The organism is Mesorhizobium sp. P2_H9 (assembly GCF_056403215.1).
Genome location: NZ_JBFUFX010000008.1, coordinates 1 through 16,027, shown reverse-complemented (window position 1 = coordinate 16,027; position 16,027 = coordinate 1). Strand labels below are relative to the sequence as shown.

Sequence of the window (16,027 nt, the reverse complement as noted above, 5' to 3'; positions counted from 1 at the left end):
GCCAGCCAATCTCCCCCCTCGTGGGGGAGATTAGCCAACCTCAAACGATGCCGCCGCTGCCGCCGGCCACCGCTGGCCTCTCTGCCGCAACCTTGGCCCGATAGCCCGCGGCCCGATAGGCGGCAACCGGATCGATGGCGCCGCCGGTCTTCAACCGCGCCATGGCCAGGATCGGCTCGACATCGGTGCGGTAGGCCACTTTCAGCGTCTGCGTCGCCATCAGCGCGTCATTGGCGTCCTGAAACCCTTCCAGCGCCTTGCGGTCGACCAGCAGCGCCTGCGCATAAGCGCGCTGCACCTCGACCGCCGACAGCATAAGGCTCTCGATCGGGTCGGTGACGTTGTGGCTCTGGTCGAGCATATGGGCCGGGTCGAAACCCTCGGCGCCGGACAGCTCGGCATCGACCAGTTCGTTGAAGACGAGGAACAGCCGGTAGGGATCGATCGAGCCGGCGTCGAGATCGTCATCACCGTATTTCGAATCGTTGAAATGGAAGCCGCCTAGTTTCCTGAACTGGATCAGCCTCGACACGATCATCTCGATGTTGACGTTGGGCGCATGATGGCCAAGGTCGACCAGGCAGAACGCCTTGTCGCCCAGCTCCTTTGAGATCATGTAGTTGGTGCCCCAATCCTGCACGACGGTCGAATAGAAGGCCGGCTCGTACATCTTGTGCTCGGTGAACAGCTTCCAGTCATCCGGCAGCCCGGCGTAAATCTCCTTCATGGCATCGAGATAGCGCTCGAACGCTCTCGCGAAATTGACCTGGCCGGGGAAATTCGAGCCGTCGCCGATCCACACCGTCAGCGCCTTGGATCCGAGCGTCTTGCCGATCTCGATGCATTCGAGATTGTGCTCGACAGCTTGCCGGCGCGTGCCGGCATCGGCATGCGAGAGCGAGCCGAACTTGTAGGAAAGCTTCTGGTCCCTTGCGTCGGAGAAGGTGTTGGAGTTCATGGCATCAAAACCGAGGCCGAAGCGGGAGGCCGCCTGCTTCAGCCGGTTCGGATCGGCCTTGTCCCACGGAATGTGCAGCGAGACGGTGGGGGTTGCTTGCGTCAATTGCCGGATGACGGCGCAATCCTCGATCTTGTCAAAAATATCGCGCGGCTCGCCGGCACCGGGAAAGCGGGCAAAGCGGGTGCCGCCAGTGCCGACGCCCCAGGACGGGATCGCCACGGCGAATTTTTCGACCTTGTCGCGGATGGCGTCGATGGCGATGCCGCGCCGGTCGAGACGCTCACCGAGCGAGGCGTAGTCGCGTTCGAGGTTGGCCTTGCGCGCGGTGTTGTCCTTGTCGACGAGGTCGGCGGATATGATGGATTCGGACAAGTATTATTCCTCCCAAAATGCGTTCGGGCAGCGCTGCCCCTCATCCGCCTGCCGGCTTTCGTCGTTCGAAAAGCCAAGCAATTGGTTTTTCGTCCGCTACGCGGACCACTCCTCAACTCCCCGTATAGAGACGGGGAGAAGGACGAGCGACTATCGCGTAAAGCTCTGTGCGTTGCCCGCGTCGACATTGATGATGTTGCCGGTCGACTTGGCCGACATGTCGGAGGCGAAGAAATAGATCGCCTCGGCGATGTCCTCGGGGAACACCGAACGCTTCAGCATCGAGCGCGAACGGTAGTGTTCCTCGAGATCGTCGGTCGACATCTTGTAGGCGGCAGCGCGCTGTTCCTTCCACTCGCCGCTCCAAATTTTTGAGCCACGCAGCACGGCGTCCGGATTGACGACATTGACCCGGATCTGCGCTTCCGCGCCTTCCAGCGCCAGGCAGCGCGCCAGATGAATCTCGGCCGCCTTGGCGGTGCAATAGGCGGCGGCGTTGGGCGATGCGGCGAGCCCGTTCTTGGAGGCGACGAAGACGACGTTGCCGCCGATTTTTTGCACGCGGAACAGCCGGAACGCTTCCCGCGAGACCAGGAAATAGCCGGTCGACAGGATGTCCATGTTCTTGTTCCACAGTGCCAGCGACGTCTCCTCGATCGGCGCCGAGGACGCAAGGCCGGCGTTGGATACCAGGATGTCGATGCCGCCGAATTCGACCGATGTTTCGGCAAAGCCGGAGACGACCTGATCCTCGGATGTGACGTTGATCAGCACCGGCCGGACGAAATCCTTGCCATAGGCCTTGGCCAGCTCTTCGTTGGCGCTGGCGAGAGCCGTCTCATCGATGTCAGCCAGCACGACGCAGGCGCCTTCGCGCAGCAGCCGGCTGGCCGTTGCCCGGCCGATGCCGCCGGCGCCGCCGGTGACGACCGCGATCTGGCCGGCAAGCGACTTCGGCCTCGGCATGCGCTGTAGCTTCAGATCCTCGAGCAGCCAGTATTCTATGTTGAAGGCTTCCTGTGCGGGCAGGCCGACATAGGACGAAACGGTCGAGGCACCGCGCATGACATTGATAGCGTTGACGTAGAACTCGGCCGAAATGCGCGCCGTCGCCTTGTCGCCGGCGAAGGTGAACATGCCGACGCCGGGCATCAGATAGACCACGGCATTGGGATCGCGGATGGCAGGCGAATCCGCATGCTTGCAGCTGTCGTAGTAAGCCTGATAGCCGGCGCGATAGGCGGCAACATCGTCGGCAAGACGGGCGATGACGGCATCGACATCCGGCTTGGCGGGATCGAACTCGATGACCAGCGGCCGGATCTTGGTGCGCAGGAAATGATCGGGGCAGGATGTGCCGAGTGCCGCCAATGGCCGCAAATCCTTCGAATTGACGAATTCGAGCACGGCGGCGGAATCATCGAAATGGCCGAGCTTGTGGCTCTTTTCCGAGATCAAGCCACGGATCCTCGGCATCAGTTTTGCGGCGACGGCGCGGCGCGCCGGCGTATCGAGCGATTTGACCACTTCGCCGCCGAAGATCGCCACGCCATCGGAGCGGCGCTCGAACCACTCGATCGCCTGGTTGATCACCGAGATCGTCGTTTCGTAGCATTCCTTAGGGGTGTCGCCCCAACTGAACAGACCGTGGCTTTCGAGAATTACGCCCTTGGCGGCGGGATGGTCGAAACAGAACTTTTCCAGCCACAGGCCAAGCTCGAAGCCTGGGCGCTTCCACGGCAACCAGCCGATGGCGTCGCCGAAGATTTCCTTGGTCAGCGCCTTGGAATCCTTGGCAGCGGCGATGGCGATGATGGCGTCGGGGTGCATGTGGTCGACAAAGGGCTTCGGCACGTAGGCGTGCAGCGGTGTGTCGATGGAGGCGGCGCGTGGATTGAGGTTGAAGGTGCAGTGCGGCAGGAAGCCGACCATCTCGTCTTCATGCTCGACGCCGCGATAGAGACCCTTCAGCGCGCGCAATTTGTCCATGTAGAGCGTGGCGAAGCCGTCGAGCTTGATCGAGGCGCTGTCGCCGCCCGAACCTTTCACCCACAGCACTTCGACGCTCTGCCCGGTAAGCGGATCGGTCTGCCAGATCTTGGAGGAGGTGTTACCGCCGCCATAGTTGGTGACGCGCTTGTCGGAGCCGAGCACATTCGAGCGATAGACGAGACGCTCCGGCTCACTCATCGCCTGGGCTTTTGCCTCGTCCCACAGGTTTGCGAGGCGCGTGCCGGAGCGCTTGTCGAGCATTGGAATATCCTCCCGTAAGACGCGCAGACTGTGCCGTCGATTTTGGCTGAATGTCCATGGAAGCGTTCGACTTGTCAATCACAAACGATCAATATCGATCATATTGCACTGCACAATGAAATTATATGATCGGAAATGATTGACACTGCGCGTTTTGGGTGCCTAGATGGTCAGGCAGGGAGGAACCATGCACGAGAAAGAGCGCCACAGGATCATTCTGTCCGCCGTCCAGGAAAAACCTGTGGTGACGGTGCAGGAGATGGTCGACCTGACGGACTCGTCCGAGGCGACGATCCGGCGCGATATCGCTGCATTGCATGTGCAAAAGCGGCTGCGCCGCGTGCGTGGCGGCGCCGAGGCGATCTCGCCGCCGCAATTCATCGGCCTTGCCGGCCGGCCCTTTTCCGTCAACGAGACGCTGAACGCCTCGCAGAAGCGGGCAATCGCCCGGGAAGCGGTGGAATTGTGCAAGGATGGCGAGCCGATCATCATCAATGGCGGCACCACCACCTTCCAGATGGTGCATTTCCTGACCGGCCGCCGCATGCCGATCTTCACCAATTCCTTCCCGATCGCCGAGCACCTGCTCAAGCATTCCAAGAACACCGTGATGCTGTCGGGCGGCACCATTTACCGCGAGCAGAACATCATCCTGTCGCCCTTCGACAACGATGTGACGCGCAATTTCTATGCACGCCGCATGTTCATGGGCGCGCAAGGGCTCGGGCCGCTCGGCCTGATGGAAGGCGACCCGCTGCTGATCCAGGCCGAGCAGAAACTGATCGACCAGGCCGACGAGCTGGTGGTGCTGGTCGACTCCTCGAAGTTCCGCAAAYGCTCCAGCCTGATCCTGTGCGGCCTGTCGCGCATCGCCACCGTCATCACCGATGACGGCATCGAGGACCGGGAAGCCAAAATGTTGGAGACCGCAGGCGTGACGCTGATCGTCGCCAGCAAACAGACTAGCAACAAGGAAGAATCTTCACTGCAGGCCTGAGACAGGCTCACGCCAGCAGCGGCGATGGAATGCAACGCTCAAGGGAGGATATTCGATGAGCTTTCTTAGGAAACTGATGGTTACGGCGGCGTTTTCTGCCGCCATGTTCGTGAACGCCGCCTATGCCGAGAACGTCAAGATCGCACTGGTGGTGAAGTCGCTCGGCAACGGCTTCTTCGACGCCGCCAACAAGGGCGCCGAAGAGGCGGCCAAGGAACTCGGTGATGTCGACATCATCTACACCGGCCCGACCAAGGCGACCGCCGAAGCGCAGATCGAAGTGGTCAACGCGCTGATCGCGCAGAAGGTCAACGCCATCGCCATTTCGGCCAATGATGCCGACGCTCTGGTGCCGGCGCTGAAGAAGGCGATGGAACGCGGCATCACCGTCATCTCGTGGGATTCGGGCGTTGCTCCGGCAGGCCGGCAGCTCCACCTCAACCCGTCCGACACCGGCCTGATCGGCGAGACCATCATCAAGCTTGCCGCCGACTACCTGCCGGAAGGCGGCGAGGTCGCCATCCTGTCGGCATCGTCGACCGCGACCAACCAGAATGCCTGGATCGATGCGGCCAAGAAAATCCTGCCGGAGAAGTTCCCCAAGATCAAACTCGTCGCCACCGTCTATGGCGATGACGACTCGGCCAAGAGCACCGACGAAGCCAAGGGCCTGTTGAAGTCCTATCCGAACCTCAAGGCGATCATCGCACCGACCACGGTCGGCGTCGTTGCCGCTGCCCAGGTGGTGACCGACGCAGGCCTGATCGGCAAGGTCAACGTCACCGGGCTGGCGCTGCCGTCGGAGTTCAAGAAGTTCATCGACAATGGTTCCAGCCAGGCGGTCGCGCTGTGGAACCCGATCGACCTCGGCTACTCCGCCGTCTACCTTGCCCATGATCTGGCGGTGAAGAAGGAAGAGGCCAAGCCAGGCGCCACGCTGTCGATCGGCCGCGTCGGCAAGGTGACGCTCGACGACACCAACTCGGCTGCGATGGCTCCGCCCTTCCAGTTCGACAAGACCAACATCGAAAAGTTCTCCAAGATCTATTGATCTCGGGCAGCCTTCGACCTGGCGCGGCGGGACCAGATCCCGCCGCGGCTTTAAACGGACCTAGTTTCAGGGCTTGATACGGATATGGACACGACAGCCCAACACGAATTGGCAAAGCAAGCGCCTTTGCCTTCCGGCCCGCGGCTGACGCTGTCCGGCATCTCGAAGAGTTTTCCCGGCGTACGCGCACTGCACGATGTCAGCCTGTCGCTTTATGCCGGTGAGGTGACCGCGCTGATCGGCGAAAACGGCGCCGGCAAGTCGACGCTGGTCAAGATCATGACCGGCATTTACCAGCCTGACGCGGGCACCATCAGCATCGACGGCGAGGCTGTCACTCTGTCCAGCGCGCACGCGGCTTTCGGGCACGGCATCACCGCCATCCACCAGGAAACCGTGCTGTTCGACGACCTCAGCGTCGCCGAAAACATCTTTCTCGGCCACGCGCCGCGCACGCGCTTCGGCACCATCGACTGGCGCACCATGCGCAAGAACGCCAAGGAAGTGCTCGACACCATGCGTGCCGGCCATATCGACGCCGACGCGCGGCTGAAGGATCTCGGCATCGCTAACAAGCATCTGGTTGCCGTTGCCCGCGCGATGTCGATCGATGCGCAGATCGTCATCATGGACGAGCCGACCGCGGCGCTATCGATGAAGGAGATCGAGGAACTCTTTTTGCTGATCGAATTCCTCAAGAGCGAAGGCAAGGCGATCCTGTTCATCAGCCACAAATTCGATGAGATCTACCGCATCGCCGACCGCTATACGGTGTTCCGCGACGGCGAGATGGTCGGCGAAGGCCTGATCAAGGATGCCGGCCAGAGCCAGATCGTGCGCATGATGGTCGGCCGCTCGGTCGACCACATCTTTCCGCAGCGCAAGGCCGAGATCGGCGCGCCGGTGCTCTCGGTCGCCGGCCTGTCGCATCCCACGGAATTCGACGACATCGGCTTCGAACTGCACAAGGGCGAAATCCTCGGCTTCTACGGCCTCGTCGGCGCCGGGCGCAGCGAGGTGATGCAGGCGATTTCAGGCATCACCCGCACCTCGGCCGGGACGATCACGCTGGAAGGCGAAACAATCGCGCCGAAATCGGCAGCGGATTCGATCGATGCCGGCATCGTCTACGTGCCGGAGGAGCGCGGCAAGCAGGGCGTGGTGATCGGCCTGCCGATCTTCCAGAATGTCTCTCTGCCCTCGCTCAAGCGCACCTCCAAATCCGGCCTGCTGCGGCTGGCGGAGGAGTTCGATCTGGCCCGCTCCTACACCGAGCGGCTCGACCTGCGCGCCTCCTCGCTCAGCCAGGATGTCGGCACCCTGTCGGGCGGCAACCAGCAGAAGATCGTCATCGCCAAATGGCTGGCGACGGCACCCAAGGTGATCATCCTGGACGAGCCGACCAAAGGCATCGACATCGGCTCCAAGGCCGCCGTCCACGGCTTCATGGCCGAGCTGGTGGCGCAAGGCCTGTCGGTGATCATGGTGTCGTCCGAACTGCCGGAAATTCTCGGCATGTCCGACCGGGTCGTTGTCATGCGCGAGGGCCGCATCGCTGCGGTCTACGACAACAAGGAGCTCGACGCTGAAACGCTGGTCAGGACAGCAGCGGGGATCGCGGCATGAAAACTCTCGTCAAATATCGCGAAGTCTGGCTGCTCGCGGCCATCATCGTGCTGATCGGGCTGATCTCGACGCGCTTTCCGGCCTTTGCCGATCCCGCCAATTTGCGCCAGGTGTTCAACGACACTTCGATCCTGATGATCCTGGCGCTCGGTCAGATGGCAATTATCCTGACCCGCTCGATCGACCTGTCGATGGCCTCGAACCTGTGCTTCACCGGCATGGTGGTGGCGATGCTGAACGCTGCGCATCCGGCCATTCCGATCCCGCTGCTGATCGTCATCGCCCTTCTCGTCGGCCTGGGGCTCGGCGCCATCAACGGGCTTTTGGTTTGGCGGCTGAACATCCCCTCGATCGTGGTGACACTGGGCACGCTGACCATCTATCGCGGCGCCACCTTCGTCATTTCGGGCGGTGCCTGGGTCAATGCCGACAAGATGAGCCCTGAGTTCATCGGCTTCCAGCGCGCCGCCTTCCTCGGCATTCCGGTGCTGTCGTGGATCGCCATTCTGGTCATCGCTTTGTTCTTCCTGTTGATGACGCGCACGGCACTTGGCCGCTCGATCTATGCCATCGGCGTCAACCCGACCGCGTCGGTCTATGCCGGCATCGATGTCGGCCGGACCAAATTCATCGTCTTCTGCCTCTCCGGTATGATCGGCGGGCTCTCAGGCTATCTCTGGATCTCGCGCTACGTCATCGCCTCGGTCGAGGTCGCCAATGGCTATGAGCTCAACATCATCGCCGCCTGCGTCATCGGCGGCATCTCGATCGCCGGCGGCATCGGTTCGGTCGGCGGCGCGGTGCTGGGTGCGCTGTTCCTCGGCATCATCTCCAACGCATTGCCGGTGATCAACATCTCGCCCTTCTGGCAGATGGCGATTTCGGGTAGCGCCATCATCCTGGCCGTTGTGCTCAACGCACGCGGCGAACGCCGGCAAGGCCGCATCATCCTCAGAAAGGCGGAAGCGGCATGACCGACATCTCTGCCCCACGCCATATTCCCAACCGGCTCGACAAGCCGCTCCGTTCGGCCGTCTTTTCCTGGGAGGCGCTGCTGGTCGTGGTCGCGGTGGCGATCTTTGCCATCAACAGCTTCGCCTCGCCCTATTTCCTCGACCCGTATTCGCTATCGGATCTCACCTTCAATTTCACCGAGAAGGGACTGATCGCGTTCGCCATGGCGCTGCTGATCATTTCGGGCGAGATCGACCTGTCGGTGGCTGCCATCATTGCGCTGGCATCGACGATGATGGGCATGGCGGTGCAGGCCGGCGCCGACACGCCGGTGCTGGTGGCGATCGGCATCGTTGTCGGGCTCGGCTGCGGCGCCTTCAACGGCCTGCTGGTGACAAAGCTGGGCCTGCCGTCCATCGTCGTCACCATCGGTACGATGAGCCTGTTTCGCGGCATCGCCTTCATCATTCTCGGCGACCAGGCCTACAAGGGCTATCCCGACAGCCTTGCCTTCTTCGGCCAGGGCTATGTCTGGTGGGTGGTGTCGTTCGAACTGGTGCTGTTCCTCATTGCGGCCGTCGTCTACTGGTTCCTGCTGCACCGGACGAGTTTTGGCCGCCGTGTCTTCGCCATCGGCAACAATCCGGTCGCGGCGCAGTTTTCCGGCGTGCGCGTCGGCCGCATCAAATTCATTCTGTTTTGCCTGACCGGGCTGATGGCGGGCATAGCCTCGGTGCTGATCACCTCGCGGCTCGGCTCGACGCGGCCATCGATCGCGCAAGGCTACGAACTCGAAGTCATCACCATGGTGGTGCTCGGCGGCGTCAGCATCCTCGGCGGCGCCGGCAGCATATTGGGCGTCGTGCTGGCCGCCTTCATCATGGGGCTGGTGACCTTCGGCCTTGGCCTGCTCAACGTGCCCGGCATCGTCATGTCGATCTTCATCGGCCTGCTCCTGATCATCGTCATCGCTCTCCCGATCGTCTGGCGGCGGCTGCGGCGGGAGCGTTTTGCCTGATGCCTCAGAAATACGCGTTCAAGATGCAGCTCAAGCCAGGCATGAAGGCCGAGTACAAGAAGCGCCATGACGAGATCTGGCCATCGCTGGTGGCGCTTTTGAAACAAGCCGGCGTTTCCGACTATTCGATCCATCTCGATGCGGAAACCAACACGCTGTTCGGCGTGCTGTGGCGACGCGACGATCACAGCATGGCCGACCTGCCCAATCATCCGGTGATGCAGCGCTGGTGGGCTCACATGGCCGACATCATGGAGACCAGGCCGGACAACGAGCCGGTGGCGGTGCCGCTGGAAACCGTGTTCCATATGGAATGACTGATATCAGACACATCGCCGTCATCGATATCGGCAAGACCAACGCCAAGGTGGCGCTGGTCGATCTCTCTACATTGAGCGAGATCGCGCTGCGCCGCATGGCGAACGCGCCCGCCACGGACGGCCCCTACCCGCACCATGATGTCGAACGATTGTGGAGCTTCATTCTCGACAGCCTTGCCGAAATCAATCGCGAGCAGCGCATCGACGCAATATCGATCACCACGCATGGCGCGACGGGCGTGCTGGTCGATGCATCCGGCGCACTGGCGCTGCCGGTCCTCGACTATGAATTCGATGGCCCGGACAGCCTTGCGGCGGAGTATGATGCGATCCGTCCGCCCTTCGACCAGACGGGCACGCCGCGCCTGCCGATCGGTCTCAATCTCGGCGCGCAATTCTTCTGGCAGCAGAGGCGCTTTCCCACGGAGTTCGCCAAGGCAGCAGCGATGCTGATGTATCCGCAATATTGGGCCCTCCGCCTGACCGGTGTCGCCGCCAACGAGGCGACGTCGCTCGGCTGCCACACTGATCTGTGGAACCCGTGGAAAGCCGATTTCTCGTCGCTGGTCGACACAATGGACTGGCGTCGGCTGATGGCACCGGTGCGACTGGCCAAGGACCGCCTCGGCGCGATCCTGCCGGCTCTCGCCGCGCGGACCGGTCTTGATCCGAAGGCGCCGGTATTCTCAGGCCTGCATGATTCCAACGCGTCGCTGCTGCCGCATCTCCTGTCCGACACGCCGCCTTTCTCCGTGGTCTCGACCGGCACCTGGGTGGTGTCGATGGCGGTCAGCGGCAGACCGGTCACGCTCGACCCGGCGCGCGACACGCTGGTCAATGTCAACGCGCTCGGCGATCCGGTGCCTTCGGCCCGCTTCATGGGCGGCCGGGAATTTTCGGTGCTGACGCAAGGCCAGCCGGAAGACTGGAGCGAAGGTGATATCGCGGCCGTACTGGCGCGAGGGACATTGCTGCTGCCCTCGACCCAGCAAGGCTCGGGGCCGTTTGCGCATCACGCCTCCGCATGGCTCAATGCCGATGGCATCAGCACCGGCCAGCGCTTTGCCGCAATCTCGTTCTATCTGGCGCTGATGACGTTGACCTGCCTCGACCTGATCGGCGGCGACGGCCCGACCATTGTCGAAGGCCCCTTTGCCCGCAACCGGCTTTTCGTCAGCATGCTCGCAGCGGCAACGGGGCGCGCGGTCATTGCGTCCGAGGCCGCCACCGGCACCAGCATCGGCGCCGCGCTGCTGGCGTCGGATCAGGCAATGGCGCGAGGCAAAGGCCAAAGAACCGAACCGCCTGATGATCCGGCCTGGGCGAGCTACGCGCGCTCATGGCGCGCGGCAGTCGACGCCCAAGACTGACTACAAGATCCGCTTGCCGAAGGCCGACATGACGAAGTTGACCACATCAGTGCCGATCCGAGGCTCCAGATCCGCGGTCAGGCCCGAAACATCCATCGACAACAATCCACCGGAGAGCGCGATCGCCTCCATCGCCTGATGGGTTTCGCGCACGGTGAGGCCGCCCGAGCCGGCCGGCCAGCCGGCGAATTCGGTGACCTCAGGCGAATAGCTGACATGGAAGCCTTGCGTACCCGAGGTGGCGATGCGGATCGCTTCATGCATCAGGTCGCGCATGCCCATGGCGTCGATATCGGTCATGGTGAAGGCCGATACGCGCGAATCCTTCAGCACCCGCGCCTCGGCCGGATCGGCATGGCGCAAGCCGACGATGACGACGTTTTCCGGGGACAGCTGCGGCTGCAGCGCGCCGGGCTTGTGATCGAGGCCGAGCGTGCGCGCCAGCACCGAGCCCTCAGCCAGGTCGATGCCTTCCTCGTCTTCCGGCATCAGCGCGGCGATGGAATCGATCCAGATCAGGCCAAAGGAGTGGGTCGCCCGCGCGGTCGTCGTCAGCGCCTTGTGGGCGATGCGGCGATCGCCGCCGGCGGTCAGCCGGATCAGGCCGGAGGGCGGCCGTTCGACATCGGCGAGTTCGACGACATCAAAATTCATCGCCTCCAGCCGCGCGCCGGTCGCCTCGCGGGCCAGAATGCCTACCGCAGCCTGTTCGGCCGATATCTGCACCATCTTGCGGCCGGAAAAATCCTCGACATCGTGCATCGGGGCCTTTTCGACATATTCCGAGGTCATCGCCAGCAGCATGGCGCCATAGCTCATGCGGAAGGCGACGCGATCGCCGACGGCGGGCGGTGGGTTGGCGTCGTTGACGTCCAGCAACAGGTGGTCGCTGGACGCGCCGAGCACCCGCACCCCCTTGGCAATCGGCGTCAGCCCTTCGATCAGCACGTCCTCGCGGCCGATATTGGCAATGGCGCGCAGCCGGTCGCCCTCGTCGGGAAACACCGGCTGGTTGCCGAACGCGTCGTAGCCGGATTGCCCGATCGGCCGTGACGGCTTCAGCTTGACCTCGATGATGTCGCAGGTCAGGCGGCAGGCATCGGGTTCGAGTTCAGCCCAGGGCGTGTCGCGGAAGGTCTCGACGCCGCCTTGCAGGATCGCTTCGCCGACGCGCAGATTGTTGATGCCGGCGGGCAATTTGCCTTCGAGCAGCAGCGTCAACGACGAGGATGCCCCGCCGGAAATCAAGTCAAGCCGTGCGCCGGCCAGGCGCTCGGTCTTGTAGGCATGGGCGACGAGTTGTCCGAGATTTTCCGGCGTCGGCATGATGGCGCCGAAGCAGCCGAGATTGGTGCCGATGCCGGCGATGCGCACGCCCTTGAGCGTCAGGATCTGCTCGACCGTCGGCACCAGGTCGTTCGGCCAAATGCCTTCCCTGAGGTCGCCGAGATCGATCATCAGCATGATGTCGTGGACGCGGCCCATGCGCTCGGCGATACGCGACAGTTCGCGGATGGTGGCGAGTTCGGATTGCAGGCTGATGTCAACGGTGCGCACCATCTCCTCGATGCGCGCCATAGGCGGGCTGCGCAGCAGCATGATCGGCGCGTTGATGCCGCTGTCGCGCAAGCGCCGGATGTTTTCGAAGCGCGATTCGGCGATGCCGGCAACGCCGCCGCGCAGCATGGCGCGCGCCACCTGCGGCATGCCGCAAGTCCCCTTGGTGACGCCGAAAACCTTGATGCCCGACAGCGCGCAGCGGTCGACGATGGTGCGCGCATTGCGCTCGATGCGGCCAAGGTCGATGGCGACTTGCGGTCCCGACATGGCCTAGCCCCCGTAGACCAGCCCTTGCGGGTCGATCTCCGGTTTGCGGCCGGCGACCAGATCGGCGAGGAATTTTCCCGAGCCGCAAGCCATGGTCCAGCCGACATGGCCGTGGCCGGTGTCGAGGTAGAGGTTTTTGTAGCGCGCCTGGCCGATGACCGGCACCGAGTTCGGCATCATCGGCCGCAGGCCCGCCCAGAGAACGGCCTTCTTCTCGTCGAAGGCACCGGGGAAAAGATCCTTGCCGGTCCTGAACATGGTGGCGAAATCACCTGGTTTGTGGGTGCGGTCGAAGCCGGTGAACTCCGCGGTCGAGGCGAGCCGCAGCCGGTTGCCGAGCCTGGAATAGCCGATCAGCTGGTCCTCGTCGGCGCCGCCCATGGTCGGCCCCTTGCTCTCGTCCTCCAAGGGAATGGTCGCGGTGTAACCCTTGACGGGGTAGACGGGCAGGTCGATGCCGTAGCGGCGGCCGAGCAGACCGCTCTCCGGCCCCATCGCGATCACCACCGCGTCGCCCGCTATCGGTCCGGCCGAGGTGATCACCGCGCGTACCCGGTCGCCCTCTATGTCGAGGCCCTCAACCGTGGTGTCGTAGAGAAATTTCACGTCGAGCTTTTCGGCGGCGTAAGCGGCGAGATTTTGCGTGAACTGGCTGGAATCGCCGGTCTGGTCGATCGGCGAATAGACGCCACCGGCGATCTTGTCTTTCACACCGGCAAGACCGGGTTCGATCTCGATCAGCCGGTCGCGGCCGACGATCTCGATCGGCAGGCCGTGTTCGGCAAGAAAGCGGTAATTGTCGGTGCCGGTGTCGAGACTGTGCTGCGAACGGAAGAAATAGAGAATGCCCTTCTTGCGCTCGTCATAGTGGATGCCGGCGTCGGACGAGATGGCATTGATGCAGTCGCGGGAATAGAGCGCCAGGCGCAACTTGACCCGGCTGTTGGCGCGCAGGCGCTCTTTCGTGCACTGGCGCAGGAAGCGCAGGCTCCAGGCGATGAAATACGGATCGAAGCGCAGCCGCACCTTGATGCCGAGATCATGGTTATAAAGCGCGCGCAGGAACGTCTTCAGAGCGGCGGGAGAGGCCCAGGCGGTGGCGTCGCCGGGCGAGACCAGGCCGGCATTCGACTGGCTGGTGCCGCGTGCCGCCGCCGGATGGCGCTCGATCACGGTCACCTCGTGGCCGTCGCTGGCCAGGTAGTAGGCCGCCGCCGTACCGACCACGCCGGCTCCGAGCACCAATATCTTCATGCGGCCCCCCAAAAGGATCAATTCGGCCGAAGCGCCTCCACGCTTCGCCGCGAACCCCTTCAATAGCGCTTAAGCGCCCAGCCGACGAGCCCTTGGATGAAGAACTGTCCTCAGCCCCGCGCGGAATTCTTGCTGGTCAGGATGCGTTCCCAGGCCAGCGCGTCGGCCACGATCAGGTCGAGGTCGTCGCGCTGCGGCGTCCAGCCGAGTTCGCCGCGCGCCAGCTCCGAATTGGCGACCACGGCGGCGGCGTCGCCGGGGCGGCGATCGCCCATCTTCACCTCGAAATCATGGCCGAAGGCGCGGCGCACGCTATCGATCACCTCTAGCACCGAATAGCCATGGCTGTAGCCGCAATTGGCGACCAGGCTGGTGCCACCGTCACGCAGCCGCTGCAGGGCAAGGCGATGTGCCGCCGCCAGGTCGCTGACATGGATATAGTCGCGCATGCAGGTGCCGTCCGGCGTCGAATAGTCGGTGCCGAAGACCTGCATGAAGGGGCGCTTGCCGAGCGCGGTCTCGCAGGCGACCTTGATCAGGTGGGTGGCGCCCGGCGTCGACTGGCCGGTGCGGCCCTTCGGATCGGCGCCGGCAACGTTGAAATAGCGCAGCGCGGTATAGCGCAGCCCGTGGGCAATAGCGGCATCGCGCAGCATCCATTCGCTCATCAGCTTGGAAAGGCCGTAGGGCGATTCGGGGGCCAGGCGGGCATCCTCGCGCACCGGCTCCAGCCCGGCGGCGCCATAGACGGCAGCTGTCGAGGAAAAAATGAAATGGGGCACGCCTTCGCGCACCGCGGTCTCGATCAGCGTGCGCGTCTTTGAAGTGTTGTTCTCGTAGTAGCCAAGCGGATCGGAGACCGATTCGGGAACCACGATCGAGCCGGCGAAATGGATGATAGCGTCGACCTTGTTGTCGCGGATGACCCCGCCAACCAGCTCCTTGTCGGCGACATCGCCGACGACGAGCTTGGCCTCGGGCGCCACTGCCCACTCAAAACCGGTCGAAAGCCGGTCGAGAACGACGACGCTCTCGCCCGCATCCAGCAATTCCCAGACCATATGGCTGCCGATATAGCCGGCGCCGCCCGTTACCAAAACCGTCATCCGCGTCCTCTTTTACTCATGATTTATCGGAAACTGTCTCAACGACCGCCTTACTGGAAAGCCTGTGGCAAGGCCATTAGAAACGCCTGAATGTTAAATCTGTAACAGTCTCACCGGCCTGTGGCATCGTACGGAAACAAAATTGATCCACATCAAGGGAATAGGCCACGATCTGGGATCGTTAGGAACAGGCTTGGGGCGTGGCATTTTGACCAAAAAGGTCCGGTGGACGCCGAATGGGGCAATGATTATGATCCCGCGCAAAATTGGAAAGTCGACATGAATTATCAGCGGTTCTTCGAGGAAGCGATCGACCAGCTCCATGCAGAGCGTCGCTACCGCGTCTTCGCCGACCTCGAGCGCATCGTCGGAAAATTTCCCCGTGCCATCTGGCGTTCCAACGGCCGCGCCGAGGAAATCACCGTCTGGTGCTCCAACGACTATCTCGGCATGGGCCAGCATCCCGACGTCATCGCCGCATTCCAGGCCGCAGCCGGCAAGATGGGATCGGGCGCCGGCGGCACCCGCAACATTTCCGGCACCAGCAACCCGCTGGTCGAGCTCGAGCTGGAACTGGCCGACCTGCACGACAAGGAAGCAGCCCTGGTCTTTACCTCCGGCTTCGTCTCCAACGAAGCCTCGATCTCGACCATTGCGCGGCTTTTGCCCAACTGCCTGATCATCTCGGACGAGCTGAACCACGCTTCGATGATCGAAGGCGTGCGGCGCTCGGGCGCCGAGAAGAAGATCTTCCGCCACAACGACGTCGCTCATCTCGAAAGCCTGCTGCAGGCGGCCGGTCGCGAGCGCGCCAAGCTGATCGTCTTCGAAAGCGTCTATTCGATGGATGGCGACATCGCGCCGATCCGGCAGATCGTCGAGCTGGCCGAGCGCTACAACGCCCGAGCGCTACAACGC

The 16,027-nt window shown here is 62.9% G+C and carries 13 protein-coding genes; 8 read left to right on the top strand and 5 right to left on the bottom strand.

Annotated elements, in window-relative coordinates:
* Positions 1-40: 40 nt before the first annotated feature.
* Both rhaI and AC1DXN_RS15755 read right to left on the bottom strand, forming a co-directional pair.
* On the bottom strand, positions 41-1,333 hold the full coding sequence (rhaI, locus tag AC1DXN_RS15760; protein WP_477241824.1) for an L-rhamnose catabolism isomerase: 1,293 nt from the start codon (positions 1,331-1,333) through the stop codon (positions 41-43).
* A gap of 150 nt (positions 1,334-1,483) precedes the next feature.
* Positions 1,484-3,586 (bottom strand): bifunctional rhamnulose-1-phosphate aldolase/short-chain dehydrogenase, encoded by a 2,103-nt coding sequence (locus AC1DXN_RS15755; RefSeq protein WP_477274933.1) that lies wholly within the window; start codon positions 3,584-3,586, stop codon positions 1,484-1,486.
* 187 nt (positions 3,587-3,773) lie between these two features.
* Here AC1DXN_RS15755 and AC1DXN_RS15750 point away from each other — a divergent pair, with 187 nt between their 5' ends.
* The 7 genes from AC1DXN_RS15750 to AC1DXN_RS15720 all read left to right on the top strand — a co-directional run bounded on the left by AC1DXN_RS15750 (position 3,774) and on the right by AC1DXN_RS15720 (position 10,922).
* Positions 3,774-4,583 (top strand): DeoR/GlpR family DNA-binding transcription regulator, encoded by an 810-nt coding sequence (locus tag AC1DXN_RS15750; RefSeq protein WP_477421593.1) that lies wholly within the window; start codon positions 3,774-3,776, stop codon positions 4,581-4,583.
* A gap of 55 nt (positions 4,584-4,638) precedes the next feature.
* Complete coding sequence (rhaS, locus tag AC1DXN_RS15745) at positions 4,639-5,634, top strand: rhamnose ABC transporter substrate-binding protein (protein ID WP_477241818.1); 996 nt, start codon at positions 4,639-4,641, stop codon at positions 5,632-5,634.
* Positions 5,635-5,718: 84 nt separating this feature from the next.
* The gene (locus AC1DXN_RS15740) at positions 5,719-7,260 is read left to right on the top strand and encodes a sugar ABC transporter ATP-binding protein (RefSeq protein ID WP_477274936.1); all 1,542 of its coding nucleotides are present in this window, start codon (positions 5,719-5,721) and stop codon (positions 7,258-7,260) included.
* Positions 7,257-8,234, top strand: coding sequence for an ABC transporter permease (locus AC1DXN_RS15735; RefSeq protein ID WP_477274938.1), 978 nt, complete (start codon positions 7,257-7,259; stop codon positions 8,232-8,234). The genes AC1DXN_RS15740 and AC1DXN_RS15735 overlap by 4 nt, the downstream gene beginning before the upstream one ends.
* On the top strand, positions 8,231-9,232 hold the full coding sequence (locus AC1DXN_RS15730; RefSeq protein ID WP_477274940.1) for an ABC transporter permease: 1,002 nt from the start codon (positions 8,231-8,233) through the stop codon (positions 9,230-9,232). Before AC1DXN_RS15735 ends, AC1DXN_RS15730 begins: the two co-directional genes overlap by 4 nt.
* Positions 9,232-9,549 (top strand): L-rhamnose mutarotase, encoded by a 318-nt coding sequence (gene rhaM, locus AC1DXN_RS15725; RefSeq protein WP_477274942.1) that lies wholly within the window; start codon positions 9,232-9,234, stop codon positions 9,547-9,549. The genes AC1DXN_RS15730 and rhaM overlap by 1 nt, the downstream gene beginning before the upstream one ends.
* Complete coding sequence (locus AC1DXN_RS15720) at positions 9,546-10,922, top strand: FGGY-family carbohydrate kinase (RefSeq protein ID WP_477274944.1); 1,377 nt, start codon at positions 9,546-9,548, stop codon at positions 10,920-10,922. Before rhaM ends, AC1DXN_RS15720 begins: the two co-directional genes overlap by 4 nt.
* On the opposite strand, the gene AC1DXN_RS15715 is transcribed toward AC1DXN_RS15720, so the two are convergent.
* The 3 genes from AC1DXN_RS15715 to galE form a co-directional block, all read right to left on the bottom strand.
* Positions 10,923-12,749 (bottom strand): alanine racemase, encoded by a 1,827-nt coding sequence (locus tag AC1DXN_RS15715; RefSeq protein WP_477274946.1) that lies wholly within the window; start codon positions 12,747-12,749, stop codon positions 10,923-10,925.
* A 3-nt stretch (positions 12,750-12,752) separates the two neighbouring features.
* On the bottom strand, positions 12,753-14,003 hold the full coding sequence (locus AC1DXN_RS15710; RefSeq protein ID WP_477274948.1) for a D-amino acid dehydrogenase: 1,251 nt from the start codon (positions 14,001-14,003) through the stop codon (positions 12,753-12,755).
* A gap of 110 nt (positions 14,004-14,113) precedes the next feature.
* Entirely contained in the window at positions 14,114-15,109 is a 996-nt protein-coding gene (gene galE, locus AC1DXN_RS15705; RefSeq protein ID WP_477241802.1) for a UDP-glucose 4-epimerase GalE, read from the bottom strand.
* A gap of 279 nt (positions 15,110-15,388) precedes the next feature.
* On the opposite strand from galE, the gene AC1DXN_RS15700 reads away from it, so the two are divergent.
* On the top strand, positions 15,389-16,027 hold a 639-nt coding region (locus tag AC1DXN_RS15700), incomplete at its 3' end, for an aminotransferase class I/II-fold pyridoxal phosphate-dependent enzyme (protein WP_477421591.1).

What these genes read in the sequence shown, in the direction of transcription:
- AC1DXN_RS15715 (WP_477274946.1), bottom strand. Translation starts at nt 12,749, where the DNA reads ATGTCGGGACCGCAAGTCGCCATCGACCTTGGCCGCATCGAGCGCAAT.
- AC1DXN_RS15720 (WP_477274944.1), top strand. Translation starts at nt 9,546, where the DNA reads ATGACTGATATCAGACACATCGCCGTCATCGATATCGGCAAGACCAAC.
- AC1DXN_RS15740 (WP_477274936.1), top strand. Translation starts at nt 5,719, where the DNA reads ATGGACACGACAGCCCAACACGAATTGGCAAAGCAAGCGCCTTTGCCT.
- AC1DXN_RS15710 (WP_477274948.1), bottom strand. Translation starts at nt 14,003, where the DNA reads ATGAAGATATTGGTGCTCGGAGCCGGCGTGGTCGGTACGGCGGCGGCC.
- galE (WP_477241802.1), bottom strand. Translation starts at nt 15,109, where the DNA reads ATGACGGTTTTGGTAACGGGCGGCGCCGGCTATATCGGCAGCCATATG.
- rhaM (WP_477274942.1), top strand. Translation starts at nt 9,232, where the DNA reads ATGCCTCAGAAATACGCGTTCAAGATGCAGCTCAAGCCAGGCATGAAG.
- AC1DXN_RS15755 (WP_477274933.1), bottom strand. Translation starts at nt 3,586, where the DNA reads ATGCTCGACAAGCGCTCCGGCACGCGCCTCGCAAACCTGTGGGACGAG.
- AC1DXN_RS15730 (WP_477274940.1), top strand. Translation starts at nt 8,231, where the DNA reads ATGACCGACATCTCTGCCCCACGCCATATTCCCAACCGGCTCGACAAG.
- rhaS (WP_477241818.1), top strand. Translation starts at nt 4,639, where the DNA reads ATGAGCTTTCTTAGGAAACTGATGGTTACGGCGGCGTTTTCTGCCGCC.
- AC1DXN_RS15735 (WP_477274938.1), top strand. Translation starts at nt 7,257, where the DNA reads ATGAAAACTCTCGTCAAATATCGCGAAGTCTGGCTGCTCGCGGCCATC.